The organism is Bradyrhizobium sp. USDA 241 (genome assembly GCF_049739505.1).
Classification (GTDB): Bacteria; Pseudomonadota; Alphaproteobacteria; order Rhizobiales; family Xanthobacteraceae; genus Bradyrhizobium; species Bradyrhizobium liaoningense.
On sequence record NZ_JBMGPZ010000004.1, the window covers coordinates 2,335,475 to 2,361,513 of the forward strand.

Sequence of the window (26,039 nt, forward strand, 5' to 3'; positions counted from 1 at the left end):
TCCTCGGGGCGGATCGGGCGCATTGAACAAGATTGACGCCGGCCGTCAACAGAAAGCCCCCGCGGTCGCCCGCGGGGGCCGTTTACGTTGGATGATCGCGTCAGCGTGTCACTCGGAGGCGATATCGCCGCTGATGATCTCGCCGAACAGTTCCCACTTCTCGCCCTTGAAGCGCATCATCTGAAGCTGCGCAATCGGGGCGAAGTCGGTGGCGCTGGTGTTGATCTTGACGCCGGGCAGCAGGGTATCCGGTGCGAAGTCCTTCAGGCTCGCGGCCTGCTTCATGAGGTTGGCACGGGTGAGATCGTCACCGCACATTTCCAGCACCTTGGCCAGGGTCGACGCGGCGCCGTAGCCATAGACCATGCTGGTATCGGACTTGTCGGCACCCGGCATGTACTTGTCGACGAACTCGTTCCACCTCTTCATGCCGGGATCGTTGGCCCATTGCGGGTCGGTGGAGTCCTTGGCATAGGCTGCCGACAACACGCCCTGCGCGTTCTCGAAGCCGGCCGGCTTCATCACGCTGCCAACCGAGATCGACACGTTGGTGAGGATCTGGAGCGGCTTCCAGCTGAGCTCGGCGGTCTTCTTGATGGTCTGGGCCGCGAACTTCGGCGTGGTGTAGATCAGGAGCACGTCGGGATTGGCCGCCTTGATCTTGACGATGTGACCGTCGATCGACGGCTCGGAGACCTCGTAGCTCTCTTCCATGATGATCATGGACGAGGCCTTCGCGCCGAGACCGTCCTTGGTGCCCTTGAGGTAGTCTTTGCCGAAATCGTCGTTCTGATAGAGGATCGCGATCTTGGCGTCGGGCTTCTCCTTCATCAGCCATTTGGCGTAGATGTGCGCTTCGCTCTGGTAGGAGGGCTGCCAGCCCATGGTCCAGGGGAAGTTTTTCGGATCGTTCCACTTGGTCGCGCCGGTGGCGACGAACAGCTGCGGGATCTTCTTGGCGTTGAGGTATTTCTGGATCGCGGTGTTCGAGGGCGTGCCGAGCGGGTTGAAGACGGCCAGCACCTCGTCGCTCTCGACCAGCTTGCGGACCTGCTCGACGGCCTTCGGCGGCGAATAGCCGTCGTCATAGGTTACGAAGTTGATCTTGCGACCGTTGATGCCGCCCTTGTCGTTGACCATCCTGAAATAGGCCTCTTCGGTCTTGCCGATGATGCCATAGGCCGAGGCCGGACCGCTGTACGGCATGATATTGCCGATCTTGATCTCGGTATCGGACGCGCCGGTGTCGTATTTCTTTTGGGCGAGTGCAGCGCCGGAGGTGAGGGTGACGGCCGCCGTTGCCGTGACCAGCGCGGCGGCTCGCAGTGTTCTTCCGAAAAGCAATTGGGTCTCCTTGGTTAAACCACATTCCTTGAGAGTTTTCAGTTCTTCCTGAGCTTGCCGACGAGTTGCTGGCCCAGGACCGCGATCTGCCTCGCGCCATGCGGCACGAGGTAGATGACGAGGAACAACAGCACGCCGAACACCGCGCCGGAGAGGCCCTTGGAGATGCTTTCCGCCATGTTCGGCACGAAGATGATGAAGGCCGCACCGACGAACGAGCCGGGCAGCCAGCCGACGCCGCCGACCACCATGCCGAGGAACAGCGAGATCGCGAGCGTGATGGTGTAGCTGTCGGGCGCGACGAATTGCACGGCGATGGCGCCAAGCGAGCCGGCAACGCCGGTGATGCCGGCGGACACCCCGAAAGCCAGCGTCTTGTAGAGCGCGACGTTGACACCCATCGAGGAGGCCGCGATCTCGTTGTCGCGGATCGCCATGAAGGCGCGGCCCGAGCGGGAGCGCAGCAGGTTCACCGAGAAGATGTAGATCGCGATCGTCACGGCGAGCGTGAAGTAGTACAGCCACATGTCCTGCGACATCGGCAGGCCGAACGGCGCGTCCGGCTTGGTGACGACGAGGCCCTGCACGCCGCCGGTCCAGTGCTCGAGGAAGTTCAGCTTCAACAGTTGCGGCATCGCGGTGGCGAGCGCGAAGGTCGCGAGCGCCAGATAGACGCCGGACAGCCGCAGCGCCGGCTTGCCGAACAGGTAGCCGAATCCGAAGCAGATCGCGGCGGAAATCGGAATTGTCAGCGCGTAGTTGACGTTGGCGTGCTCCATCAGCACCGCCGAGGTATAGGCGCCGACGGCGTAGAACGCGCTCTGGCCGAGCGAGAACTGGCCGGAGCCGCCGGTCAGGATGTTCAGCGCCAGCACGGCGAGCCCGTAGATCAGGAGCATCGTCATCTGGAAGATGATGAAGTTCTTGACGAACATCGGCACGACCAACAGCGCCGCCAGCACCACCAGCGAGGTGCCGGTGCCCAGCGTCATGGCCCGCTTCGGAACGGCCTCGACCGCCTGGTGGCCTTCGGCGACGACTTCTTCTGCAGCGCTCATGATCAAACTCGCTTGACGATGTGCCGGCCGAACAGGCCAGCGGGTTTGACGACCAGGACGGAGATGATCAGCGCGAGCGCGATCGGGAGCTTCAGTTCGTTGCCGACGCCGGGGATGTAGGTGCCGGCGAGGTTCTCGAAGACGCCGACCAGGAAGCCGCCGACCACGGCGCCGAACGGGCTGCTCAATCCGCCGAGCACGGCCGCGGCGAAGCCGTAGATCAGGACGCCGCCCATCATGTTGGGCTCGAGGAACACGACCGGGGCGATCAGCATGCCGGCGATCGAACCGATCGCGGTTGCCATGCCCCAGCCGAGCGCGATCATCCAGCTCGTGTTGATGCCGACGAGGCGGGCCGATTCAGGCACCGAGGCGGCGGCGCGCATTGCAAGGCCGATTCGGGTGTACTGGAAGAAGAAGTAGAGGCCGAGCAAGAGCAGCACGGTGACGCCGATCATGCCGGCCTGGTGGGTCGAGATCAGCTGGCTGCCCAGGAACGGCGAGGAGCCGAACGGGGTCGGGTACTGCTTGATGGTGAAGTCCCAGATCAGGCCGGCCGAGGAATTGATGATCGCAAACAGCGCGATGAAGCCGGCGACGTTGGTCAGCACCGGCGCCTTCGCGAGCGGCTTGAACAGGATGCGCTCGATCGCGATGCCGGCGACGAAGGAGAATGCCAGCGTCATCAGGAAGGCCGCCCAATAGGATAGGCCCCACTGCATCAGCTGCCAGGAGATGAAGGTCGAGAACATCGCCATCTCGCCTTGCGCGAAATTGAGATGATCGATGGCCTGGTAGATCATGACCACGGCGAGCGCCATGCAGGCGTAGATCGCACCCGTGGCGATGCCGGCCAGGACCTGGTTGGTGAACAGTTCCATTGTCCCGGCTCCCTCAGTAACCCAGATAGGATTTGCGGATTTCTTCGTTGTTCGCGATGTCCTTGGCTTTGCCCGACATCACGATCCGACCGGTCTCGATCACATAGGCCTGGTCGGCGAGCTCGAGCGCCAGCTGGGCATTCTGTTCGACCACCAGGATCGACACCTTGTCCTCGCGGTTGATCTTGCCGAGGATGCCGAACAGATCGCGCACCACCAGCGGCGCGAGGCCGAAGGACGGCTCGTCGAGCAGCATCAGCCGCGGCCGCAGCATCAGGGCGCGGGCGACCGCGAGCATCTGCTGCTCGCCGCCGGACAGCGTGCCGGCCACCTGGGTGTGCCGCTGCTTCAGCACGGGGAAGTGGGCGTACATGCGCTCGATGTCGGAGACGATGCCGGCGCTGTCCTTGCGGGTGATGGCGCCGAGCTGGAGGTTCTCCTCCACCGTCATGGTGGTGAAGGTGCCGCGGCCCTGCGGCACGTGGGCGATGCCGAACCGCACGATGCTTTCGGTCGAGCGGTTGTTCAGGGGCTTGCCTTCGAACTCGATCGCTCCGGTCGAGCGCACCATGTTGCAGATCGCGCGCAGTGTCGTGGTCTTGCCGGCGCCGTTGGCACCGAGCAGCGTCACCAGGGAACCCTCGTTGAGCGAGAAGGACAGGCCATGGAGTGCCTGGACCTGGCCGTAATAGGCGCGCAGGTCCTTGACGTTGAGCAGTGTCGTCATTGGTCCTTGCTCCCGAGATACGCCTTGATGACGTCGGGGTCGGCCTGCACCTGGGCGGGCGTCCCCTCCGCGAGCTTCTTGCCGAAATTCAGCGCGACGACGTGGTCGGCGATCGACATCACGAGGCCCATGTGGTGCTCGACCAGCAGCACGGTCATGTGGCGCTCGTCGCGAATGCGGCGGATGAGAGCTCCGAGCACGTAGACTTCCTCGTGGTTGAGGCCGCCGGCAGGCTCGTCGAGCAGAAGGATCTTCGGATCGGCCGCGAGCGCGCGCGCCAGCTCGACCCGCTTCTGCGTACCGAAGGGCAGGCCGGAGACGATGGTGTGGGCGACGTCCTCGAGGTCGAGATAGGCGAGGATCTCGTGCACCTTCTTGTTGACGCTGGTCTCGCTGCGCCGGACCCAGGCAAGCCTCAGGGAGTCGCTGATGATGTCGCTCGAGGTCTTCGAATGCGCGCCGACGCGGACGTTGTCCATCACCGACAAGTTCGGGAACAGCGCCACGTTCTGGAAGGTTCGGCCGATGCCGATCTCGGCGATCCGGTGCGGCGGCCGCGACAGGATGCTGACGCCGTCCATCAGGATGTCGCCGGACGACGGCTGATACAGCCGCGAAAGGCAATTGAAGAGCGTGGTCTTGCCGGCGCCGTTGGGGCCGATCAAGCCGAGGATCTGGCCCTTGTGCATGTCGAAGGACACGCCGTTGAGCGCGATGATGCCGCCGAACACGACGCTGACGTCGCGAACCGCGAGCAGGGGCGATGTCCCCCGCGCGAGCTGTGCCTGCGTCATCTCGTCTCGCTCACATCGTTCAGTGAGCGATGGGGCGATGCAAACCGCTCCCGATGATGACAAAGGCTATCTGAACCCCTCGGCCACACGCGCAACTTTCCCTCCTGATTTCAGCTTTTTGCTGTTGTCTTTTTTTGAATGCGGCATCAGACCCCCGAGCGCCGCTTCGATGTTCCTTACCATCGCTAAGAGACGCGGTCCAATGTCGTTGATCAGACGCTCTTCCGTGAAACGGAATGCCGGCGCGCCGCAATTGAATGCGTAAGGTCCGGTTCCGTCGTTGAGCTTGAGCGCGACGCCGGCCGCGCCGATGTCGTCGTGCCAGTCGCCGACCGAGATCGCAAAGCCGTATTTCGCGACCGTTTCGCCGGAACGTTCCAATCCTTCGCGCATCTTCGGCCAGCGGCTGCCGTAATGTTCGCGCAGAATGCGCGACACTTCAGCGCGACTCTCGTCGTCGAGCGCCCAGAAATAGGCGCGGCCCATCGCACTGGTTGCAATCGGCACGCGCGAGCCGACGTCAAGTTGAACGCCGACCGTCTCGCTGCCGCGGCTCTGCCCGAAATAGATCATGCTGTGACGGTCGCGGCCGCCGACGGCGACGGCACCGCCGGTCGCGCGCATCACTTCCTCGCGGAACGGCTCCGACAGATGCCGAACGCCCAGATTGGCCAACGCCGCGTAACCGAGCGACATCGCTGCGGGTGCGAGCTGGTACTTCTCGAAGCGGGGAACCGGTGTCAAATAGCCGAGCCTGGTCAACGTGTAGGTCAGCCGCGACACGGTCGGTTTGGGCAGATTGGTGCGCGCCGCAATCTCCTGATTGCCGAGCAGGCCGTCATTGGGTTGGAACGCGCGCAATACATCCAGTCCGCGGGAAAGCGCGACGACGAAATTCCGATCGGTCGCAGTCTTCTTTCCTGTACGCTTCATCCCTGATCTGCTTCTTGCGCGGAGTCGTTGACAACGTCCGTGCTTCAAAATAACCCTGCCGTCAAGATGCGGAATTAAATTCCGCACCGCGAAATCGAACAAAAGTAAATCCCCACCAAGGAGGGACACCGTGAGCGAAGTGGTCAAGCTTGAGCGTCATGATGAGGTCGGCATCGTCACGGTCAACAGCCCGCCGGTCAATGCGCTGAGTGCCGCGGTCCGCGGCGGCATTCTGGAATGCATCAAGGCCGCGATCGCCGATCCCGCCATCAAGGGCATCGTGCTGACCTGCGCCGGCCGCACCTTCATTGCGGGCGCCGACATCACCGAATTCGGCAAGCCGCCGAAGCCGCCGGCCCTCAACGACGTGCTGTCCGAGATCGAGAATTCGCCGAAGCCCGTCGTTGCCGCGATCCACGGCACCGCCCTCGGCGGCGGCCTCGAGGTCGCGCTCGCCTGTCATTTCCGTGTCGCGGTGAAGGAGGCCAAGCTCGGCCTGCCCGAGGTGAAGCTGGGCCTGTTGCCGGGCGCCGGCGGAACCCAGCGCCTGCCCCGCGCGGTCGGGCCTGAGCTCGCAGTCAAGATGATCGTCGGCGGCGACCCGATCGGCGCCGCGGAAGCACTGAAGAACGGCCTGATCGAGGAGATCGTCGAGGGGCCGGCCTCGGGCGGCGAAGCCTTCGTGCGCAAGCTGCTGGCCGAGAAGCGCCCGCTGCGCCGCCTGCGCGACGACGATTCCAAGATCGCGGCCGCCAAGGCCGACCGCTCGATCTTCACCAATGCCGTCGCCGCCATGACCAAGAAGTCACGCGGCCTGGAAGCGCCGTTCGCGGCGGCCGACGCCGTCGGCTATGCCATCGACCTTCCGTTCGACGAAGGGTTGAAGAAGGAGCGCGAGGGCTTCCTGAAGCTCGTCGCCAGCGACCAGTCCAAGGCGCAGCGCTATGCGTTCTTCGCCGAGCGCGAAGCCGCCAAGATCGCGGGTGTCCCCGAAGGCACCAAGTCGCGCCCCGTGAACCGTGTCGCCATTCTCGGCGCCGGCACCATGGGCGGCGGCATCGCGATGTCGTTCGCCAATGCCGGCATCCCAGTCACGCTGATCGAGACCGCCGAGGAGCAGCTCAAGCGCGGCATGGGCGTCATGCAGAAGAACTGGGAAGCGACGGCGGCGCGCGGCGGCATCCCGGCGGACGCGCCCGCCAAGCGCATGGCGCTGATCGACGGCAAGGTCGGCATCGAGAACGTCGGCGACGCCGACCTCGTCATCGAGGCCGTATTCGAGACCATGGCGGTGAAGAAGGAAGTGTTCGGCAAGCTCGACCAGTACGCCAAGCCGGGCGCGGTACTCGCCTCCAACACCTCGTACCTGAACATCGACGAGATCGCGAAGTCGACCAAGCGTCCGCAGGACGTGCTCGGCATGCACTTCTTCTCGCCGGCCAACGTCATGAAGCTGTGCGAGATCGTGCGTGCCGACAAGACCGCGCCGGACGCGCTCGTGACCGCCGTCACGATCGCGCGCAAGATCGCAAAAGTGCCGGCCGTGGTCGGCGTCTGCGACGGCTTCGTCGGCAACCGCATGCTGGCCCAGCGTGGCAAGCAGTCCGAGAAGCTGCTGTTCGAAGGCGCCCTGCCGCAGCAGGTCGATGCCGTCGTCACCAAGTTCGGCATGCCGATGGGCCCGTTCGCGATGGGCGACCTCGCCGGCCTCGACATCGGCTGGCGCTCGCGCAAGGACCGCGGCATCAAGTCGGAGATCGCGGACGCGCTGTGCGAGGCCGGCCGCTTCGGTCAGAAGACCGGCAAGGGCTACTACAAGTATGAAGCAGGCAGCCGCGCGCCGCTGCCCGATCCTGAGGTCGAGAAGCTGATCGACGAGACGCTGCTGCGCCTCGGCCGCAAGAAGCGTGTCGTCAGCGACGAGGAGATCCTCGAGCGCATGATGTATCCGATGATCAACGAGGGCGCGAAGATCCTGGAAGAGGGCATCGCGGCGCGTCCCTCCGACATCGACGTGGTCTGGCTCTACGGCTATGGCTGGCCGATCTACCGCGGCGGCCCGATGTACTGGGCCGACAGCGTCGGCCTCAAGCACATCGCCGATCGCCTGTCGTTCTACGCCAAGGAGACCAACGACCCGAGCCTCGAGCCCGCACCGCTGCTGAAGAAGCTCGCCGCCGAAGGCAAGACGTTCGCCTCGCTGGCTGCGGCGTCGAAGGCGGCGTGATGGCCGCTTTGTCTCAACCCTCGTCATTCCGGGATGCGCCGCAAGGCGCAGGCCCGGAATCCATAACCCCAGCTGGTGGTTATGGATTCCGGGCTCGCGACTTCGTCGCGCCCCGGAATGACGATCTGTGTTAGTTGCTCGCTCAAGCAATCAAGAAAATGACCCATCCCGGCGAACAGTTTTACCCCGAGGGCGTGCGGTGGGACGACACCATCGTCCAGGGCACGCTACCCGACCTGCTGTCGAAAGCCGCCGCTGAGTACGGCCCGCGCACCGCGTTGGAGTTCCGGGACCGTCCGATCAGCTACACCGAGCTCGCAGCTCAGGCCGAGCGCGCGGCAGCGGGGTTCCTGCGCGCCGGCATCGGCAGGAGCTCTTCCGTCGCGCTGTTCCTCGGCAACACGCCGGACCATCCCGTCAATTTCTTCGGCGCGCTCAAGGCCGGCGCCCGGGTCGCGCACCTCTCGCCGCTCGACGGCGAGATCGCGCTGACGCACAAGGTCTCCGATTCCGGCTCGCGCCTGCTCGTCACCTCGAACCTCCAGGCCTTGCTGCCGACCGCGCTGAAATTCCTGGAGAAGGGGCTGATCGACCGCCTGGTCGTCTGCGAGGACGATCATTGGGGCAAGATCGGCACGCCGCAGGCGGCGATCCCCGATGATCCCCGCATCGTGACCTTCAAGACCTTCGTCGAGGGCGCCATCGCGCCGGCGCAATGGCCGGCAGTGATCGCCGCCGACGTCGCGCTGCTGCAATACACCGGCGGCACCACCGGCCTGCCCAAGGGCGCGATGCTCACGCACGGCAACCTCACCGCGGCGGTGTCGATCTACGACGTCTGGGGCAAGCCGTCGCGTGCGGCGCGTGGCGATGCCATCGAGCGCGTGATCTGCGTGCTGCCGCTGTTCCACGTCTACGCGCTCACCGTCGTGCTCCTGTCCTCGCTCAGCCGCGGCAATCTGATCTCGCTACACCAGCGCTTCGACGTCGAAGCGGTGATGCGCGACATCGAGCTCAAGCGCGCGACTTACTTTCCGGGCGTGCCGACGATGTGGATCGCGATCGCCGCGCTCCCGGACCTCGACAAGCGTGACTTCTCCTCGCTCGCGACCATCGGCTCGGGCGGTGCGCCGCTGCCGGTCGAGATCGCGAATTTCTTCGAGCGCAAGGTCGGCAAGAAGCTGCGCAGCGGCTGGGGGATGACCGAGACCTGCTCGCCCGGCACCGGCCACCCGCCTGACGGTCCCGAGAAGCCGGGCTCGATCGGGCTGATGCTGCCCGGCATCGAGCTCGACGTCGTCGCGCTCGACGATCCCCGGCGCGTGCTGCCGCCGGGCGAAGTCGGCGAGATCCGCATCAAGGGCCCGAACGTCACTGGAGGCTACTGGAACAGGCCGGAAGGATCCACGGATGCCTTCGTCGACGGCCGCTTCCTCACCGGCGACATCGGCTATGTCGACACTGACGGCTATTTCTTCCTGGTCGACCGCAAGAAGGACATGATCATCTCCGGCGGCTTCAACGTCTATCCGCAGATGATCGAGCAGGCGATCTACACCATATCAGGCGTGCACGAGGTGATCGTGCTCGGCATCCCCGACCAGTACCGCGGCGAGGCCGCAAAGGCCTTCATCAAGCTGAAGCCCGGCGCAAAGCCGTTCTCGCTCGACGAGTTGCGCACGCAGCTCACCGGCAAGCTCGGCAAGCACGAGCTGCCGGCCGAAGTCGAGTTCGTCGACGACCTGCCGCGCACGCCGGTCGGAAAATTGTCGCGCCACGAATTGCGCCAGCAGCAGAAACCGTCACAATCCACCAGAACCGCATCAGGAGTCCGTTCTTGACCGACGCCGTCATCGTTTCCACCGCCCGCACCCCGATCGGCAAGGCCTATCGCGGCGCGCTCAACGCCACCGAGGGCGCAACCCTGCTCGGCCACGCCATCGGCGAGGCCGTCGCGCGCGCCAAGGTCGATCCGAAGGAGGTCGAGGACGTGGTGATGGGCGCGGCCCTCCAGCAGGGCGCGACCGGCGGCAACATCGCGCGCAAGGCGCTGCTGCGCGCCGGCCTTCCCGTCACCGTCGCCGGCACCACCATCGACCGGCAATGCGCCTCCGGTCTTCAGGCCATCGCGCTGGCCGCGCGTTCGGTGCTCTTCGACGGCGTCGAGATCGCGGTCGGCGGCGGCGGCGAGTCGATTTCGCTGGTGCAGAACGACAAGATGAACGGCTTCCACGCCCAGGACCCCGCGCTGCTCAAGATCAAGGGCGAGGTCTACATGCCCATGATCGACACCGCGGAAGTCGTCGCCAAGCGCTACGGCATCTCGCGCGAACGCCAGGACGAATATTCGCTTGAGAGCCAGCGCCGCACCGCGGCCGCACAACAGGGCGGCAGGTTCAAGGACGAGATCGCCCCGATCACCACGCAGATGGCGGTCACCGACAAGGCGACCGGCGCGGTCTCGACGAAGGAGGTCACGCTGTCGCAGGACGAAGGGCCGCGCCCCGAGACCACCGCTGAAGGTCTCGCGGGCCTCAAGCCCGTGCGCGGCGACGGCTTCACCATCACCGCCGGCAACGCCAGCCAGCTTTCCGACGGCGCCAGCGCCTGCGTGATCATGAGCGACAAGGAAGCCGCCAGGCGCGGCCTCGCGCCGCTCGGCATCTTCCGCGGCTTCGTCTCCGCCGGCTGCGAGCCGGACGAGATGGGCATCGGCCCGGTCTTCGCCGTGCCGCGCCTGCTCAAGCGCCACGGCCTCAGCGTCGACGACATCGGCCTGTGGGAGCTCAACGAAGCCTTCGCGGTGCAGGTGCTGTATTGCCGCGACAAGCTCGGCATCGACCCCGGCAAGATCAATGTCGACGGCGGCGCGATCTCGGTCGGCCATCCCTACGGCATGTCGGGCGCGCGCCTCACCGGCCACGCCCTGATCGAAGGCCGCCGCCGCAAGGCGAAATACGCGGTCGTCACCATGTGCGTCGGCGGCGGCATGGGCGCGGCGGGGCTGTTCGAGGTGCTGCAGTAGATGTTTCTGTCATTCCGGGGCGCCGCGAAGCGGCGAGCCCGGAATCCATAACCACCAGTCGGGGATATGGATTCCGGGCCTGCGCCTTACGGCGCATCGCGGAATGACGATGGGTTTGGTAAGAACAAATCGCTCACAGGAGGATCCGATGGATCTCGCATTCACTAGGGAAGAGCAGGCGTTTCGCGAGGAAGTGCGGCAGTTCTTCCGCGACAACGTGCCGCCGGATACGCGGCGCAAGCTGGTCGAGGGCCGCCACCTCTCGAAGGACGAGATGGTGACGTGGTGGCGCATCCTCAACAAGAAGGGCTGGGGCGTCAGCCACTGGCCGAAGGAATATGGCGGCACGGGATGGACCGCCGTGCAGCACTACATCTTCAACGAGGAACTTCAGGCTCACCCGGCGCCGCAGCCGCTCGCCTTCGGCGTCAGCATGGTCGGTCCGGTCATCTACACCTTCGGCAACGAGGAGCAGAAGAAGAAGTACCTGCCGCGCATCGCCAATGTCGACGATTGGTGGTGCCAGGGCTTCTCCGAGCCCGGCTCCGGCTCCGACCTCGCCTCGCTCAAGACCAAGGCCGAGCGCAAGGGTGACAAGTGGATCATCAACGGCCAGAAGACCTGGACCACGCTCGCCCAGCACGCCGACATGATCTTCTGCCTCTGCCGCACCGACAACAACGCCAAGAAGCAGATGGGCATCTCCTTCATCGTGTTCTCGATGAAGTCGAAGGGCGTCACCGTGCGCCCGATCCAGACCATCGACGGCGGCCATGAGGTCAACGAGGTGTTCTTCGACGACGTCGAAGTGCCCATCGAGAACCTGATCGGCGAGGAGAACAAGGGCTGGGATTACGCGAAATTCCTGCTCGGCAACGAGCGCACCGGCATCGCCCGCGTCGGCGTTTCCAAGGAGCGCATCCGCCGCATCAAGGAGCTCGCCTCCAAGGTCGAATCCGGCGGCAAGCCGATCATCCAGGACGCGGCGTTCCGCGAGAAGCTCACCGCCTGTGAGATCGAGCTGAAAGCGCTCGAGCTCACCCAGCTCCGCGTCGTCGCCGACGAAGGCAAGCACGGCAAGGGCAAGCCCAACCCGGCGTCCTCGGTGCTGAAGATCAAGGGCTCCGAGATCCAGCAGACCACCACAGAGCTGCTGATGGAAGTGATCGGCCCGTTCGCTGCACCCTACGACGAGCACGGCGACGACGGCTCCAACGAAGCCATGGACTGGACCGCCCAGATCGCGCCGAGCTACTTCAACAACCGCAAGGTCTCGATCTACGGCGGCTCCAACGAGATCCAGCGCAACATCATCGCCAAGGCGGTGCTGGGGCTGTGATCTGCCCCCTCTCCGCGACGGCGGGGAGGGCAATATTCCACCGTCATTCCGGGGCGCGACGAAGTCGCGAACCCGGAATCCATCGGGCCGCATACGCTGAGGCGAAATGGATTCCGGGCCTGGCCCTTCGGGCCATCCCGGAATGACGAAGTCAAATAAGTCCGGGTACGAGGAACCAAAGAAATGGATTTTGATCTGTCCGAGGAGCAGCGGCTTCTCAAGGAAAGCATCGACGGCCTGCTGACCGATTCCTACGATTTCGAGCAGCGCAAGAAGTACATGAAGGAGAAGGGCGGCTGGAGCAAAACGGTCTGGCTCAAGCTCGCCGAGCAGGGCCTGCTTGGCCTGCCCTTCAGCGAGGCCGATGGCGGCTTCGGCGGCGGCGGCGTCGAGACCATGATCGTGATGGAAGCGCTCGGCAAGGCGCTGGTGCTCGAGCCCTATCTCGCAACGGTCGTGATCGGCGGCGGCTTCCTGCGCCATGCCGGCACCGATGCGCAGAAGGCCGCGCACGTGCCTTCGATTATCGACGGCAGCAAGACGCTCGCCTTCGCCCAGCTCGAGAAGAACTCGCGCTACGATCTGTTCGACGTCTCGACGACCGCGAAGAAGAAGGGCGATGCCTGGATCATCGACGGCGAGAAGTTCGTCGTGCTCAACGGCGAGACCGCCGACACGTTGATCGTCACCGCACGCACCAAAGGCGATCGCCGTGACAAAACCGGCATCGGCGTGTTCCTGGTTCCGGCGAATGCCAAGGGCGTTGCCAGGAAGGGCTATCCGACCCAGGACGGCCTGCACGCCGCCGACGTCACCTTCACCGGTGTTGAGGTCGGTGCCGATGCCGTGCTCGGCAACCCCGAGGATTCGCTCGCGCTGATCGAGCGCGTGGTGGACGAAGCCCGCGTTGCGCTCTGCGCCGAGGCGGTCGGCCTGATGGACGAGTCGCTCAAGACCACGGTCGAGTACATCAAGACGCGCAAGCAGTTCGGCGTCGCCATCGGCTCGTTCCAGTCGCTGCAGCACCGTGCCTCCGACATGTTCGTCGCCGCCGAGCAGGCGCGCTCGATGTCGATGTTCGCGACCATGGCGGGTGATTTCGAGAACGCCAGGGAGCGCACGAATGCGATCGCGGCGGCCAAGGTGCAGATCGGCAAGTCGCTGAAATTCGTCGGCCAGCAGTCGATCCAGCTCCACGGCGGCATCGGCATGACCATGGAGGCCAGAATCGGCCACTACTTCAAGCGCCTCACCATGATCGAGAACACGTTCGGTGACACCGACTACCACCAGCGCCGTGTCGCCGATGCGGGCGGGTTGATCTGAGTCACTCCGCCGCTGTCATCCCGGGGCGCGCGTAGCGCGAACCCGGGATCCATCAGGCGGCATCACGCGCGGTGAAATGGATTCCGGGCTCGCGCTTCGCGCGCCCCGGAATGACCAGAAGAGGGACACAATGAAAAACACCCCGTTCGATCTCACCGGCAAGGTCGCCGTGGTCACCGGCTCCAGCCGCGGCATCGGCCGCTCCTCCGCCGAACTTCTGGCCAGGCTCGGCGCCAAGGTCGTGGTTTCCTCGCGCAAGGCGGACGCCTGCAAGGAAGTCGCCGACGGCATCAACGCCGCCGGCGGTGACGCCATCGTGATCCCCTGCAACATCGCGCGCAAGAACGAGGTCGAGGCGCTGATCACGGGGGCCACGAAGCATTACGGCAAGATCGACATCCTCGTCTGCAACGCCGCCGTGAACCCGTATTACGGTCCGCTGCTCGACATCACCGATGAAGCCTTCGACAAGATCATGGGCTCGAACGTCAAGAGCAACATCTGGCTCTCCGCGCTGGCGATTCCGCAGATGGCGGAGCGCGGCAAAGGCTCTGTGATCATCATTTCGTCCATCGGGGGCTTGCGCGGCTCCACCGTGATCGGCGCCTACCGCATCTCGAAAGCCGCCGACTTCGCGCTGTGCCGTTCGCTCGCCGGCGAATGGGGCCCGAAAGGCGTCCGCGTCAACTGCATCGCGCCCGGCCTCGTCAAAACCGATTTCGCCCGCGCGCTGTGGGAAGACGAAGCCAACCTCAAGCGCCGCACAGCCACCACCCCGCTCCGCCGCATTGGCGAGCCCGACGAAATCGCCGGCGCGGTCGCCTACCTCGCCTCCGATGCGTCGAGCTTCATGACCGGCCAGACCATCGTCATCGACGGCGGCGTGACGACGGCGGCGGTGTAGCCCTCTCACGACTTGCAGTTGCACCGACGCTGCGCTTCCCTTGCCCTCCCCTGGGGGGCAGGGCAATCGCCTGTGAGGAAACGCGGCGGGAAATTCGCCTGCGGCCATCCTTCGAGACGCCCGCCTCCGGCGGGCCCTCAGGATGAGGGCGGAGTGTCCAGTAGCAGTTTCAAAGGACACCGCTTTGGCGGAGCCTCATCCTGAGGAGACCGCAAAGCGGTCGTCTCGAAGGACGAGGCGCTTGCTCAGGCCCGTCCGGAAAGTCATATGCGATAGCCCTCCCCCTCCAGGGGAGGGTAGGACGGCCACCTTGACCTCTTGCTGGCAATCCCGTTTCTTTGGCGCGACACAATGATCCTCCGCAGGGAAAACGCCAAGGTAAGCCGCCATGTCTTTCGTCCTCGCCATCGACCAGGGCACCACCTCCTCGCGCGCGATCGTGTTTCGCGGCGATATTTCCATCGCGGCCAAAGCGCAGCAGGAATTCCCGCAGCATTTTCCGGCCTCGGGCTGGGTCGAGCACGAGCCGGAGGACATCTGGACCTCGACCGTGATGGTGTGCCGGGAGGCGATCGAGCACGCCGGCATCTCCGCCAAGAACATCGCCGCGATCGGCATCACCAACCAGCGCGAGACCACCGTGGTATGGGACCGCGCCACCGGCCAGGCCGTGCACCGCGCCATCGTCTGGCAGGACCGCCGCACTGCCGACATCTGCGCGAAACTCAAGGCAGAAGGCCGCGAGGGCGTGATCTCGCAGAAGACCGGCCTGATCATCGACCCCTATTTCTCCGGCACCAAGGTCGCCTGGATCCTCGACCACGTTCCCGGCGCCCGTGCCCGCGCCGCGCGCGGCGAATTGATGTTCGGCACCGTCGACTGCTATCTGCTCTGGCGGCTCACCGGCGGCAAGGTGCATGCCACCGACGCCACCAACGCCTCGCGCACGCTGCTGTTCAACATCCACACCGGCCAGTGGGACGACGAGCTGCTGGAGATCATCGGCGTACCGCGCTCGATGCTGCCCGAGGTGAAGGATTCCTCCGCCCGCTTCGGCGAGAGCACGCCCGACCTGTTCGGCGGCGCCATCGCCATTTCCGGTATCGCCGGCGACCAGCAGGCCGCCACCATCGGCCAGGCCTGCTTCCGCCCGGGCATGATGAAATCCACCTACGGCACCGGCTGCTTCGCGCTGCTCAACACCGGCACCACGCCTGTCGTCTCCAAGAACAAGCTGCTCACCACCGTCGCCTATCAGCTCGATGGCAAGCGCACCTACGCGCTCGAAGGCTCGATCTTCGTCGCAGGCTCCGCCGTGCAATGGCTGCGCGACGGCCTCGGCATCATCAAGCATGCCGCCGAGACGGGCCCGCTCGCCGACCAGTCCGACTCCATGCAGAGCGTCTATCTCGTCCCCGCCTTCGTCGGCATGGGCGCACCCTATTGGAATCCCAGGGTACGCGGCGCGCTGTTCGGCCTCACCCGCAACACCGGGCCTGCCGAGCTCGTCCACGCCGCGCTGGAGAGCGTCTGCTACCAGACTTACGACCTCTGGGCCGCGATGCGCGCGGACTGGCCGAGTTCGGAAACCGCCAGCGTCGTGCTCCGCGTCGACGGCGGCATGACCGCATCCGACTGGACCATGCAACGCCTCGCCGATCTCCTGGATGCCCCGGTCGATCGCCCCGTGATCCAGGAGACCACGGCCCTGGGCGCCGCCTACCTCGCCGGCCTCAACGCCGGCGTCTATCCCGAGCCGACCAAGTTTGCCGACAATTGGCGCCTCGAGCACCGCTTCAAGCCGAACATGAGCCAGGCCACGCGCGAGCGAAAGCTGGCGGGTTGGGCAAGGGCGGTGAAGGGCGTGCTGGCGAGCGACGAGGGGGAGGGGTAGGCACGGCTCTCTCGCCGCGTCGTCCCTGCCTAGAGCATGATGTATTTACACGGAACCATAGCCTGAGTTTTTGAAGTAGTTGGTGCACTCCTCCTGGGAGAAGAGATCGAGGAGTTCACCAACCTTCCGCCAGGTTGCCTCCACGTCACGAGGTTCTGCGGATCGCATGAGGTGTTTGAGTTTGGCGAAGACCTGCTCGATCGGGTTGAGGTCAGGGCTGTAGGGCGGCAAGAAGATAAAGTGGGCTCCTCTGGCGCGGATAGCTTGGCGAGCCGCTTTGCCCTTGTGGCTGCCAAGATTGTCGAGAACGACGATCTCGCCCGGTGCGAGGGTGGGTGCCAACACCTTCTCGACGTACAGCGTGAAGAGTTCACCATTGATGGGACCATCAATCACCCAAGGCGCACTGATCCGATCATGACGCAGCGCCGCGATGAAGGTCATGGTCTTCCAATGGCCGAAAGGTGCAGATGCTTGGAGGCGCTGCCCACAAGGCCCCCAGCCGCGTAGCGGCGCCATATTGGTCTTGATCCACGTCTCGTCGATGAAAACCAACCGCGTGACGTCAATCCTGCCTTGATGCGCTTTCCATCGGGTCCGCTTACGGGCGACGTCTGGGCGATCCTGCTCGGCTGGTAGAAGCGTTTTTTTTGAAGCTGAGCCCCTCGGCGTGAACAAAAGTCCACACCGCCCGCACGTCTGTCTTGATCCCCCGTGCAGCCAGCTCCTGCGTCAGCTTGCGCAAGGTGAATGGCCCCGAGCGAATGCGTTTGCGCAGCCAGTCGGCGTTGGCATCCGACAGAACCCGCTTCTTGTGGCCGCCGATCTGGCCGGGCGCCAGGCCTCCGGTATCACGCCTTAGGTTCTTCCACTTCGTCACGCACGAGGGGCTGATCTGTAGCGCCTCTGCGATCGAACGAACCGTCTCGCCCGCGTCAGCGCGAGCCAAGGCGCGTTCACGGATGTCTTCCGAATAGGGGCGCGTCATCCATGCTGGCCTCCGCACTCCAGCATGGAGCTTGAATCAGAAATCGCCCGCTCTGGGAACCCCGATTCCAGTCAAAAACATCACGCTCTAGTACCCGGAATCAGAGCTGAGTGATACGGCGGCCTTTGAAACGGCGTTGACGGACCTTTTTCTTGGTCCAGACGAAGGGCTCGGCTCTGTCGTTGTATGCGTTGACGTAGGCATCGATGTGTTCCTGAAGCTGCTTGAGGCTCGTGAAGGAGGTGCCGCTGAGCGACTGCCCCTGCAAGATGGAAAACCATACTTCGACCTGATTGAGCCATGACGCACTTGTCGGCGTGAAATGAAATTGCACGTTGGGGTGGGCCTTGAGCCAGTCCTCGTTCTTTTTATGGGTGTTGAGGTTGTCGAGGATGACGTGAAGCTTGCGGTTCGGAAAAGCCGCGGTGACGCTGTTCATGAAATCGAGAAACTCGACGCGGCGCCGGCGTTTTGAATGGGTCGCGATGATCTTTCCGGTGGCGACTTCGAGCGCCGCAAACAATGTTGTGGTGCCATGCCGCTTGTAATCGTGGCTTTGGCCGGTCAAGGCGCGGCCATTGGGCAACTTCAGATAACCCTGCGCTCGCTCCAAAGCCTGGATCGAGGGCTTCTCGTCCACGCACAGCACAATGGCCTTCGCCGGCGGCGCGACATAGAGGCCGACAACATCGGCGGCTTTGGCCGTAAAGTTCGGGTCGTTGCTCTCGCACCAGGACTTGCGAGCCACCAGGTCAATCTTGTGGCTGCGCAGGAACCGCCAGACATATTGGACATCGACATCGCCCAGCGCCTCGGCCAGCAGGGGGCCGGTCCAGCGCGCAAACCCTTGCGGTGGCGGCTTATCCAGCAGCTTCAGAATCCGCTTGTCGGTCGTCTTCGTATAGATCGGCTGCTTGCCAGGCCGCGGCTTGTCTTGCAGCCCTTCAAGGCCATGGTCGGCATAGCGATGCCGCCAAAGGCTGACAATCCGCGGCTGGACCCCAACTTCCTTGGCGATCGACCGGGTGCTGCGCCCATCCGCCGCCAACAGAACTATCCGCGCCCGCTTCAAATCGCGCTGCAACGTCACCGGTGAGCGACAGCACGCCTCAAGCACCTTGCGATCTTTCCTCGAAAGGTGGACTTCTCTTGCTTCGGGTATCATCCCGACCTTGAATCACGACTCACGTTCCAAGAAAAGTGGGTACTAGTGCGCAATTGCGCACGAACGCAGGGACCCATACCGCGAGGTCTGTCGATAACAGGCAGAGCCAATCCCGAACGACCAGTCTTCGCCAAACCACTCCCTGTGGCTATGGTCAACGCTCGCTATGCTCGCTTGTCCGGGACGACAACGGAGCGTGTAGCGACAGTTCTCGCATTTCTCGAGATGAAGTGGAGCAAGCATGATCCTCCCCGACGGCTATTCCGACGTCCCCGCCGGCAAGATCGCCGCCGTCGTCACCCATCTGGAGATGACCGCGCCGCCGGCACGCCGCGACGATCCGCCCGGCGCCTGGACCCTGCGCAAGGTCGATACCCCCGCGCTTCCCTGGTACCGCGACATCTTCCGCCGCGTCGGCGAGGACTGGCTGTGGTTCTCGCGAGCCCGCATGAATGACACCGAGCTCGCCGCGGTCATCCGCGCACCAGGCATCGAGGTCTACGCACTGGTCGCGGATGGCCGCGATGAAGGCCTGCTCGAGCTCGACTTCCGTGAGCCCGGCCAGTGCGAGCTGACCTATTTCGGCGTCACCGCACCCTTGATCGGCACCGGCGCCGCCCGCTTCCTGATGAACCGCGCGCTGGAGCGCGCCTGGTCACGCGATGTCCGCCGCGTCTGGGTCCACACCTGCACCTTCGATCATCCCTCCGCCGTCGCGTTCTACCAGCGCTCCGGCTTCCGCCCCTTCCGCCGCCAGATCGAGATCGCCGACGACCCGCGGCTGGATGGCACGGCGCCGCGCGATGCGGCGAAGCATGTGCCGATTATTGAATAGTGCACGGCTGCCTCCCCACCGTCATTCCGGGGTGCGCCACTTGGCGCGAGCCCGGAATCCATTTGTCAGCAGGAGACGATGCATGATGGATTCCCAGATGTGCAATTGCGCATCATAGCTCGCGCTTCGCGCGCCCCGGTCGCAATTGGCGGGCCGGCCCGGGCGTGCGTCCATGTTCATGATGTCGCAACGGAGCGCGCCCTGACCGTTATCGGTGAAGAACTGGCAGGCGATGTTCTTCGACGGCGTCAGAAAGCCGATCGCGCGGTCGTCGATCGGGCGGTCCTGGGCTTGGGCGGCGCCGATCATCGGCAACAGGATCGCCATCAGGATCAGTCCGCGCGATCCCACATGCCATTCCCAATCAGCTGTCGAAATTCACCGCTGTGGTGTTGGCGCCGCAGACCAGAACCGCGACGCGCTCGGTGGGTGAGGGACGATAGCGGCCGGACAGCAGCGCGGCAAAGGCGGCCGCGCCGCCGGGCTCGGCCACGAGGCGCAAGTGCGACCACAGGGCGGCCTGCGCCTGCCGGATCGCATCGTCGCTGACCAGGACGACGCGCTCGACATGGGCCCGCGCGACTGGAAACATCAATTCGCCGACGCGCCGCGGCGCAAGGCTGTCGGCGGCGATGCCGCCGGCAGGCGCATCGACCGGTGCGCCTGCTTCGAACGCGGCATGCAGGGTCGGCGATTGCTCCGGCTCGACCGCGACGATGCGCGTCCTGCCGGCGTACCACGCCGCAATGCCGCCGATCAGCCCGCCGCCGCCGACCGCCACCAGCAGCGTGTCGATGTCTGGCGCGTCCTGCTCCAGCTCCAGTCCGACGCTGCCCTGGCCGAGCAGGGTTTCGGCCTGATCGTAGGCATGGACGGCAAGCGCCCGGGTCTGCGCGACATGCGCCTCGCTCGCGGCGAGCGCATCGGCGTAGCGGCTGCCCGCGATCACAAGCTTTGCGCCATATCCCCGGATCCTCTCGGCCTTGGCCGGCGAGGTGATGTCAGGCACGAAGATCGTGGCGGGAATGCCGAGCCGCTGCGCCGCATAGGCCACGGCCGCGCCGTGATTGCCGCCGGACGCGGCGACGACACCGGCCTCCGGCACCTGCCGCAGCAGCAGGTTGGCGAAGGCGCCGCGCGCCTTGAACGATCCGGAATGCTGCAGCATCTCGAGCTTGAACCTGAGGGGCGCGGACGGCAGGCCGAAATCGGAAAGATCGGCGTGAAGGAGCGGCGTGCGCCTGACATGCGGACGGATGACCGCCTCGGTCGCCGCAATCCGCTCCCGCGTAATGTCCCTTGTCGCTGTCATGATGCTGTCCTTGATAGCGTATCGGAGAGTTGACATCAATTAGGTAATTAGCAAAATGACTAAATGAAATTTGCCGTCGCCTTGCGCGCGCTCGCCAACGAACGCCGCCTGCAGATCCTGGAATGGCTGCGGGATCCACGGCGGCATTTTCGCGAGCAGGCCGATGGCGACCTCGTCGAGGACGGCGTCTGCGGATTGCTGATCGCCGAAAAGCTCGGCGTCAGCGCCCCGACGGTGAGCGAGCACATGCGGGTGCTGACCGCCGCAAAGCTGGTGCGCGCCAAGCGGATCAAGCAGTGGACGATGTACAAGCGGAACGAGACGGCGATCGCCGCGATCAAGCGCTCGATCCAGGACGGACTTTGAGCGTGGTGCGCGTCATGCTGTCGCGGGTGCCGTTGCAGCCGGCGCAATGCTCCGTTTCCGAGATTTTTGTTGCGCCGCGCCGATCTGGTCGTGGAAACTAAACGGCCCTGCCTTGTCCAACGATCGAGAAGAGCGAGAACCATGTTCCTGATCGGCCAATATGATTCCCCCTTCGTCCGCCGCGTGGCGATTGCGCTCCGGCTTTACGGGCTCGCCTTCGAGCACAAGCCGTGGTCGACCTTCGGCGATGCCGACAAGATCGCGCCGTACAATCCGCTGCGCCGTGTGCCGACCCTGGTGCTCGACGATGGCGAGGCGCTGATCGAGAGCATGATCATTCTCAACTATCTCGACGAACTCGTCGGTGAGGCGAAGGCGATGCTGCCGCGCGGCGGCGCCGAGCGGCGCAGGCATCTGCGCATCTGCGCGCTCGCCTCGGGCCTCGGCGACAAGGCGGTGAGCCTGCTCTACGAGCGCGTGCTGCGGAAGGAGCAGCTCGCGCTGTGGGTCGAGCGCTGCCAGGCGCAGATCGGCGACGTTCTGAAGGTGCTCGAGGCCGAGCGCGCCAAGGTGACGACGCCGTACTGGCTAGGCGACCGCATCGGCCATGCCGACGTCGCGGTCGCCTGCGTCGTCCGCTTCACCCGCGAGGCGCACCCGCAGCTGTTCGACGCGTCACGCTATCCGGCGCTCGCGGCGCATGCCGAACGTTGTGAGGCACTGGCGCCGTTCCAAGAGATCGTGCAGCCGCTGGAGCCGCCGAAGGGGTGATTCATCCCGATGTCATTCCGGGGCGCGCGAAGCGCGAGCCCGGAATCTATCGTGCGGCGGATGATGCGGAGAAATGGATTCCGGGCTCGCGCCAAAAGGCGCGCCCCGGAATGACGGCGGGTACCGAAGCCGAAAGCTTAAGACCGGCGCAGCAGCCGATGATGGAATACTACTGCTGTTTTGCCCGACGCCGCAACTCGTTTTCGGTAAGACCGAAATTGCTCAAGCTTTTCAACCCCATCGCTACTGTGCATGGGGTTGTTTTCGCAGTTTTTGTTTGGAGACGCGGCTAACCCGCCCCCACGCGCTTCTTCTGCCAGACCAGATGCACCGCGCAGGTGCAGCCCGGCGGGTGCGAGGCGAGGTCCTTGGGGGCCTCGTCATTCGCGGGCGTCGCCGCAAAGGTCTTGTCGCTCGCGCTCTGCTGCGAGGGAATGTAGTTCAGCACCGGCGCGAGCCAGCGCTCGGCTTCCGCGATGGTCATGCCCTTGCGTGCCGCGTAGTCCTCGACCTGGTCGCGCTCGATCTTGCCGACGCCGAAATAATAGCTCTCGGGGTTCGCGAAATAGAGCCCCGATACGGAAGAGCCCGGCCACATCGCAAAGCTCTCGGTCAGCTTCACGCCCGCCGTCGCCTCGGCGTCGAGCAGCTCGAACAGCGTCGCCTTCTCGGTGTGATCGGGCTGGGCGGGATAGCCCGGAGCGGGACGAATCCCAGAGTACTTCTCCAGGATCAGCTCCTCGCTGGTGAGCGCCTCGTCCGGTGCATAGGCCCAGAACTCGCGGCGCACACGGGCATGCATGCGTTCGGCGAACGCTTCGGCGAGGCGGTCGGCCAGCGCCTTGCACAGGATCGAGGAATAGTCGTCGTTGGCGCTTCTGAAGCGGTCGGCGACCGCATCCTCGCCGATCCCTGCGGTGACGACGAAGCCGCCGATATAGTCGGGCACGCCGGCGGGCGCGATGAAGTCGGCGAGCGCCGCGTTGAAGCGGCCCTCGCGCTTCTCGAGCTGCTGGCGCAGCGTGTGCAGCGTCGCGACTTTCTTCGTGCGGCTCTCGTCGGCATAGAGCACGATGTCGTCGCCCTGCGCATTCGCCGGCCAGAAGCCGATCGTTGCGCGGGCCCGGAACCACTTCTCCTTCACGATGGTGTCGAGCATCTTGCGCGCGTCGTCATAGAGCGAGCGCGCGACCTCGCCGACCTTGGCGTCGTCGAGGATGGCGGGGAAGCGCCCGGCGAGCTCCCAGGTCTGGAAGAACGGCGTCCAGTCGATGTAGGGCACGAGCTCGGCGAGATCGTATTCGTCGAAGCTGCGGATGCCGAGGAAGGTCGGCTTCACCGGCTTGCTCTTGGCGAAGTCGACCGGCACGCGGTTGGCGCGGGCGGCCTCGAGCTTCAGGCGCTTCTTGTCCGCCTGCGCGCGCAGATGCGCCTCCGAGATCCTGGCGTATTCGGCCCGCACCTCGGCGGCGTAGGCCTCGCGCTTCTCGGGCGAGAGCAGCGAGGACGCGACGCCGACGGCGCGGCTGGCGTCGTTGACGTGCACGACGGGACCGGCGCGATAGCTCGGATCGATCTTCACGGCGGTATGCACGCGGCTCGTGGTGGCGCCGCCGATCAGCAGCGGCAGCTTGAGGCCTTCGCGCTGCAGTTCGCCGGCGAAGAACGCCATCTCGTCGAGCGAGGGCGTGATCAGGCCCGACAGCCCGACGATGTCGGCCTTCTCGGCTTTCACGGTCTCGACGATCTTGGCGGCCGGCACCATCACGCCGAGATCGATGACCTCGAAATTGTTGCACTGGAGCACGATGCCGACGATGTTCTTGCCGATGTCGTGCACGTCGCCCTTGACCGTCGCAAGCACGATCTTGCCGGCGGACGAGGAGCCCTCCGTGCCGATCCCGTTTGCGAGGTTGCGCGCCTTCTCTTCCTCCATGAAGGGCATGAGGTAAGCGACGGCCTGCTTCATGACGCGCGCGGACTTCACGACCTGCGGCAAGAACATCTTGCCGTCGCCGAAGAGGTCGCCGACCACGTTCATGCCGGCCATCAGCGGCCCCTCGATCACGTCGAGCGGACGCGAGGACTTCTTGCGGGCCTCCTCGGTATCCTGCTCGATGAATTCGGTGATGCCATGCACCAGCGAATGCGACAGCCGCTTCTCCACCGGCCATTCGCGCCAGGCGAGATCGGCTTCCTTGCCTTCGGTCTTCTTGCCGCGGAATTTCTCCGCCAGCGCCAGCAGGCGCTCGGAGGCGCCGGGATCGCGGTTGAGGACGACGTCCTCGCAGGTCTGGCGCAGCTCAGGGTCGATGTCGTCATAGACGATCATCTGACCTGCATTGACGATGCCCATGTCCATGCCGGCCTTGATGGCGTGATACAGGAACACCGAGTGCATGGCCTCGCGCACCGGCTCGTTGCCGCGGAACGAGAACGACAGGTTGGAGACGCCGCCGGAGACATGGGCGCCCGGCAGGTTCTGCCGGATCCAGCGCGTCGCCTCGATGAAGTCGACGCCGTAATTGTTGTGCTCCTCGATGCCGGTCGCGATCGCGAAGATGTTCGGATCGAAGATGATGTCCTCCGGCGGAAAGCCGACCCTGTTCACCAGGATGTCGTAGGCGCGCTTGCAGATCTCGGTCTTGCGCGCGAACGTGTCGGCCTGGCCGGCCTCGTCGAACGCCATCACCACGACGGCCGCGCCGTGGCGGCGGGCGATCCGCGCTTCGTGGATGAACTTCTCCTCGCCTTCCTTCATCGAGATCGAGTTGACGACCGGCTTGCCCTGCACGCATTTCAGGCCGGCCTCGATCACCGAGAATTTCGAGGAGTCGACCATGACAGGAACGCGGGCGATATCGGGCTCGGCGGCGACGAGGTTGAGGAAGGTCACCATCGCAGCTTCGGAGTCGAGCAAGCCCTCGTCCATGTTGACGTCGATGATCTGCGCGCCGTTCTCGACCTGGTCGCGCGCGACCTGGAGCGCAGCGGTGTAGTCGCCGGCGGTGATCAGCTTGCGGAAGCGGGCCGAGCCCGTGACGTTGGTGCGCTCGCCGACGTTCACGAACGGGATCGCGTCCGTCAGCACGAACGGCTCGAGGCCGGAGAGCCTTAAGCGAGGCTCGATCACCGGCACGGTGCGCGGCTTGTGCGGAGCGACGGCAGCGGCGATGGCCGCGATATGGTCCGGCGTGGTGCCGCAGCAGCCGCCGACGATGTTGACGAGGCCGTCGCGGGCGAACTCGCCGATCAGGCGCGCCATGTATTCGGGGGTCTCGTCATACTGGCCGAACTCGTTGGGCAAGCCTGCGTTGGGGTAGGCGCAGACGAGCGTATCGGCGACGCGGCCGATGTCGGCAATATGGGCGCGCAGATCTTCGGCGCCGAGCGCGCAGTTGAAGCCGATGGTGATGGGCTTTGCGTGCCGCACCGAATTCCAGAACGCTTCCGGCATCTGGCCCGAGAGCAGGCGGCCGGACTTGTCGGTGATGGTGCCTGATACCATCACGGGCACGTCGATGCCGAGCTCTTCGGTGATCTCGGCGATCGCATACAGCGCCGCCTTGGCGTTGAGCGTGTCGAAGATGGTCTCGACCAGCAGAAGATCGACACCGCCGTCGAGCAAGCCGCGGATCTGCTCGCCGTAGGATTTGCGCAGGTCGTCGAAGGTGACGGCGCGGTAGCCGGGGTTGGAAACGTCGGGCGAGATCGAGGCGGTGCGGTTGGTGGGGCCGATGGCGCCGGCGACGAAGCGCGGTTTGCCGTCTTCGGCGGCGACACGCCGTGCGGCGTTGCCGGCGAGGCGGGCGCCCTCGCGCGCCATCTCGTTGACGATGTCAGCGAGGTCGTAGTCGGCCTGCGCGATCGAGGTCGTGGAGAAGGTGTTGGTCGCGACGATGTCGGCGCCGGCGCGCAAATAGGCGGCGTGGATGTCCTCGATGGCCTGCGGCTGGGTCAGGATCAGGAGATCGTTGTTGCCGCGCAGGTCGCGATGAAAGTTCTTGAAGCGCTCGCCGCGGAAGGCGGCCTCGTCGAGCTGGAGGTTCTGGATCATCGTGCCCATGGCGCCGTCGAGCACCAGAATGCGTTCGCGCGCGGCGTCGAGGAGGGCGGTTCGCTTGGCGGATACGGGTACGGTCATCTGATC

General features: G+C 64.9%; 22 protein-coding genes. 11 read left to right on the plus strand and 11 right to left on the minus strand.

The window, feature by feature from the left end; genetic code table 11:
• Nucleotides 1-108 precede the first annotated feature (108 nt).
• The 6 genes from ABIF91_RS20820 to ABIF91_RS20845 all read right to left on the minus strand — a co-directional run bounded on the left by ABIF91_RS20820 (nt 109) and on the right by ABIF91_RS20845 (nt 5,737).
• A complete protein-coding gene (locus ABIF91_RS20820; RefSeq protein ID WP_028179410.1) occupies nt 109-1,344 on the minus strand; it encodes an ABC transporter substrate-binding protein in 1,236 nt (411 codons plus the stop codon).
• A gap of 38 nt (nt 1,345-1,382) precedes the next feature.
• The gene (locus ABIF91_RS20825) at nt 1,383-2,402 is read right to left on the minus strand and encodes a branched-chain amino acid ABC transporter permease (RefSeq protein ID WP_028179411.1); all 1,020 of its coding nucleotides are present in this window, start codon (nt 2,400-2,402) and stop codon (nt 1,383-1,385) included.
• A 2-nt stretch (nt 2,403-2,404) separates the two neighbouring features.
• Nucleotides 2,405-3,283 carry a branched-chain amino acid ABC transporter permease gene (locus tag ABIF91_RS20830; RefSeq protein WP_028179412.1) on the minus strand — a complete coding sequence of 293 codons (879 nt, stop codon included), beginning with the start codon at nt 3,281-3,283 and terminating at the stop codon, nt 2,405-2,407.
• 13 nt (nt 3,284-3,296) lie between these two features.
• Complete coding sequence (locus ABIF91_RS20835; protein ID WP_025033919.1) at nt 3,297-4,010, minus strand: ABC transporter ATP-binding protein; 714 nt, start codon at nt 4,008-4,010, stop codon at nt 3,297-3,299.
• Nucleotides 4,007-4,804, minus strand: a complete 798-nt coding sequence (locus ABIF91_RS20840; RefSeq protein WP_028179414.1) for an ABC transporter ATP-binding protein — start codon at nt 4,802-4,804, stop codon at nt 4,007-4,009. The genes ABIF91_RS20835 and ABIF91_RS20840 overlap by 4 nt, the downstream gene beginning before the upstream one ends.
• Nucleotides 4,805-4,870: 66 nt before the next feature.
• Entirely contained in the window at nt 4,871-5,737 is an 867-nt protein-coding gene (locus ABIF91_RS20845; RefSeq protein ID WP_028179415.1) for an IclR family transcriptional regulator, read from the minus strand.
• Nucleotides 5,738-5,867: 130 nt separating this feature from the next.
• Here ABIF91_RS20845 and ABIF91_RS20850 point away from each other — a divergent pair, with 130 nt between their 5' ends.
• The 7 genes from ABIF91_RS20850 to glpK all read left to right on the plus strand — a co-directional run bounded on the left by ABIF91_RS20850 (nt 5,868) and on the right by glpK (nt 16,452).
• The gene (locus ABIF91_RS20850) at nt 5,868-7,964 is read left to right on the plus strand and encodes a 3-hydroxyacyl-CoA dehydrogenase NAD-binding domain-containing protein (RefSeq protein WP_028179416.1); all 2,097 of its coding nucleotides are present in this window, start codon (nt 5,868-5,870) and stop codon (nt 7,962-7,964) included.
• 158 nt (nt 7,965-8,122) lie between these two features.
• Nucleotides 8,123-9,805 carry a dicarboxylate--CoA ligase PimA gene (gene pimA, locus ABIF91_RS20855; protein WP_424579340.1) on the plus strand — a complete coding sequence of 561 codons (1,683 nt, stop codon included), beginning with the start codon at nt 8,123-8,125 and terminating at the stop codon, nt 9,803-9,805.
• On the plus strand, nt 9,802-10,989 hold the full coding sequence (locus tag ABIF91_RS20860) for an acetyl-CoA C-acyltransferase (protein WP_028179418.1): 1,188 nt from the start codon (nt 9,802-9,804) through the stop codon (nt 10,987-10,989). Before pimA ends, ABIF91_RS20860 begins: the two co-directional genes overlap by 4 nt.
• Nucleotides 10,990-11,137: 148 nt before the next feature.
• Nucleotides 11,138-12,328 carry a pimeloyl-CoA dehydrogenase large subunit gene (gene pimC / locus ABIF91_RS20865; protein ID WP_028179419.1) on the plus strand — a complete coding sequence of 397 codons (1,191 nt, stop codon included), beginning with the start codon at nt 11,138-11,140 and terminating at the stop codon, nt 12,326-12,328.
• Nucleotides 12,329-12,511: 183 nt separating this feature from the next.
• Complete coding sequence (gene pimD / locus ABIF91_RS20870) at nt 12,512-13,654, plus strand: pimeloyl-CoA dehydrogenase small subunit (protein ID WP_028179420.1); 1,143 nt, start codon at nt 12,512-12,514, stop codon at nt 13,652-13,654.
• 130 nt (nt 13,655-13,784) lie between these two features.
• Nucleotides 13,785-14,558 (plus strand): SDR family NAD(P)-dependent oxidoreductase, encoded by a 774-nt coding sequence (locus ABIF91_RS20875; protein WP_028179421.1) that lies wholly within the window; start codon nt 13,785-13,787, stop codon nt 14,556-14,558.
• A 388-nt stretch (nt 14,559-14,946) separates the two neighbouring features.
• On the plus strand, nt 14,947-16,452 hold the full coding sequence (gene glpK / locus ABIF91_RS20880) for a glycerol kinase GlpK (protein WP_028179422.1): 1,506 nt from the start codon (nt 14,947-14,949) through the stop codon (nt 16,450-16,452).
• 45 nt (nt 16,453-16,497) lie between these two features.
• Here glpK and ABIF91_RS20885 read toward each other — a convergent pair.
• Both ABIF91_RS20885 and ABIF91_RS20890 read right to left on the minus strand, forming a co-directional pair.
• Nucleotides 16,498-17,440 (minus strand): IS630 family transposase gene (locus tag ABIF91_RS20885; protein WP_424579341.1). Its coding sequence is split into 2 segments (ribosomal slippage): nt 16,498-17,103 and nt 17,105-17,440, totalling 942 coding nucleotides; the frame shifts between segments, so codons are not numbered across the junction.
• Between the two features lie 100 nt (nt 17,441-17,540).
• Entirely contained in the window at nt 17,541-18,605 is a 1,065-nt protein-coding gene (locus ABIF91_RS20890; RefSeq protein ID WP_026192128.1) for an IS630-like element ISRj1 family transposase, read from the minus strand.
• A 241-nt stretch (nt 18,606-18,846) separates the two neighbouring features.
• Here ABIF91_RS20890 and ABIF91_RS20895 point away from each other — a divergent pair, with 241 nt between their 5' ends.
• Nucleotides 18,847-19,440 carry a GNAT family N-acetyltransferase gene (locus ABIF91_RS20895; protein ID WP_028177304.1) on the plus strand — a complete coding sequence of 198 codons (594 nt, stop codon included), beginning with the start codon at nt 18,847-18,849 and terminating at the stop codon, nt 19,438-19,440.
• A 21-nt stretch (nt 19,441-19,461) separates the two neighbouring features.
• On the opposite strand, the gene ABIF91_RS20900 is transcribed toward ABIF91_RS20895, so the two are convergent.
• Nucleotides 19,462-19,767 (minus strand): hypothetical protein, encoded by a 306-nt coding sequence (locus ABIF91_RS20900; protein WP_424579342.1) that lies wholly within the window; start codon nt 19,765-19,767, stop codon nt 19,462-19,464.
• 37 nt (nt 19,768-19,804) lie between these two features.
• Nucleotides 19,805-20,788 carry a threonine/serine dehydratase gene (locus ABIF91_RS20905; protein WP_080659878.1) on the minus strand — a complete coding sequence of 328 codons (984 nt, stop codon included), beginning with the start codon at nt 20,786-20,788 and terminating at the stop codon, nt 19,805-19,807.
• A gap of 27 nt (nt 20,789-20,815) precedes the next feature.
• Here ABIF91_RS20905 and ABIF91_RS20910 point away from each other — a divergent pair, with 27 nt between their 5' ends.
• The 3 genes from ABIF91_RS20910 to ABIF91_RS20920 all read left to right on the plus strand — a co-directional run bounded on the left by ABIF91_RS20910 (nt 20,816) and on the right by ABIF91_RS20920 (nt 22,182).
• Nucleotides 20,816-21,118 (plus strand): ArsR/SmtB family transcription factor, encoded by a 303-nt coding sequence (locus ABIF91_RS20910; protein WP_028177302.1) that lies wholly within the window; start codon nt 20,816-20,818, stop codon nt 21,116-21,118.
• A gap of 141 nt (nt 21,119-21,259) precedes the next feature.
• Entirely contained in the window at nt 21,260-21,889 is a 630-nt protein-coding gene (locus ABIF91_RS20915) for a glutathione S-transferase family protein (RefSeq protein ID WP_424579343.1), read from the plus strand.
• Nucleotides 21,886-22,182 (plus strand): hypothetical protein, encoded by a 297-nt coding sequence (locus ABIF91_RS20920; RefSeq protein ID WP_162131053.1) that lies wholly within the window; start codon nt 21,886-21,888, stop codon nt 22,180-22,182. The genes ABIF91_RS20915 and ABIF91_RS20920 overlap by 4 nt, the downstream gene beginning before the upstream one ends.
• Here ABIF91_RS20920 and metH read toward each other — a convergent pair.
• The gene (gene metH / locus ABIF91_RS20925; RefSeq protein WP_284280448.1) at nt 22,179-26,033 is read right to left on the minus strand and encodes a methionine synthase; all 3,855 of its coding nucleotides are present in this window, start codon (nt 26,031-26,033) and stop codon (nt 22,179-22,181) included. The two genes, ABIF91_RS20920 and metH, sit on opposite strands and share 4 nt — an antisense overlap.
• Nucleotides 26,034-26,039: the final 6 nt, after the last annotated feature.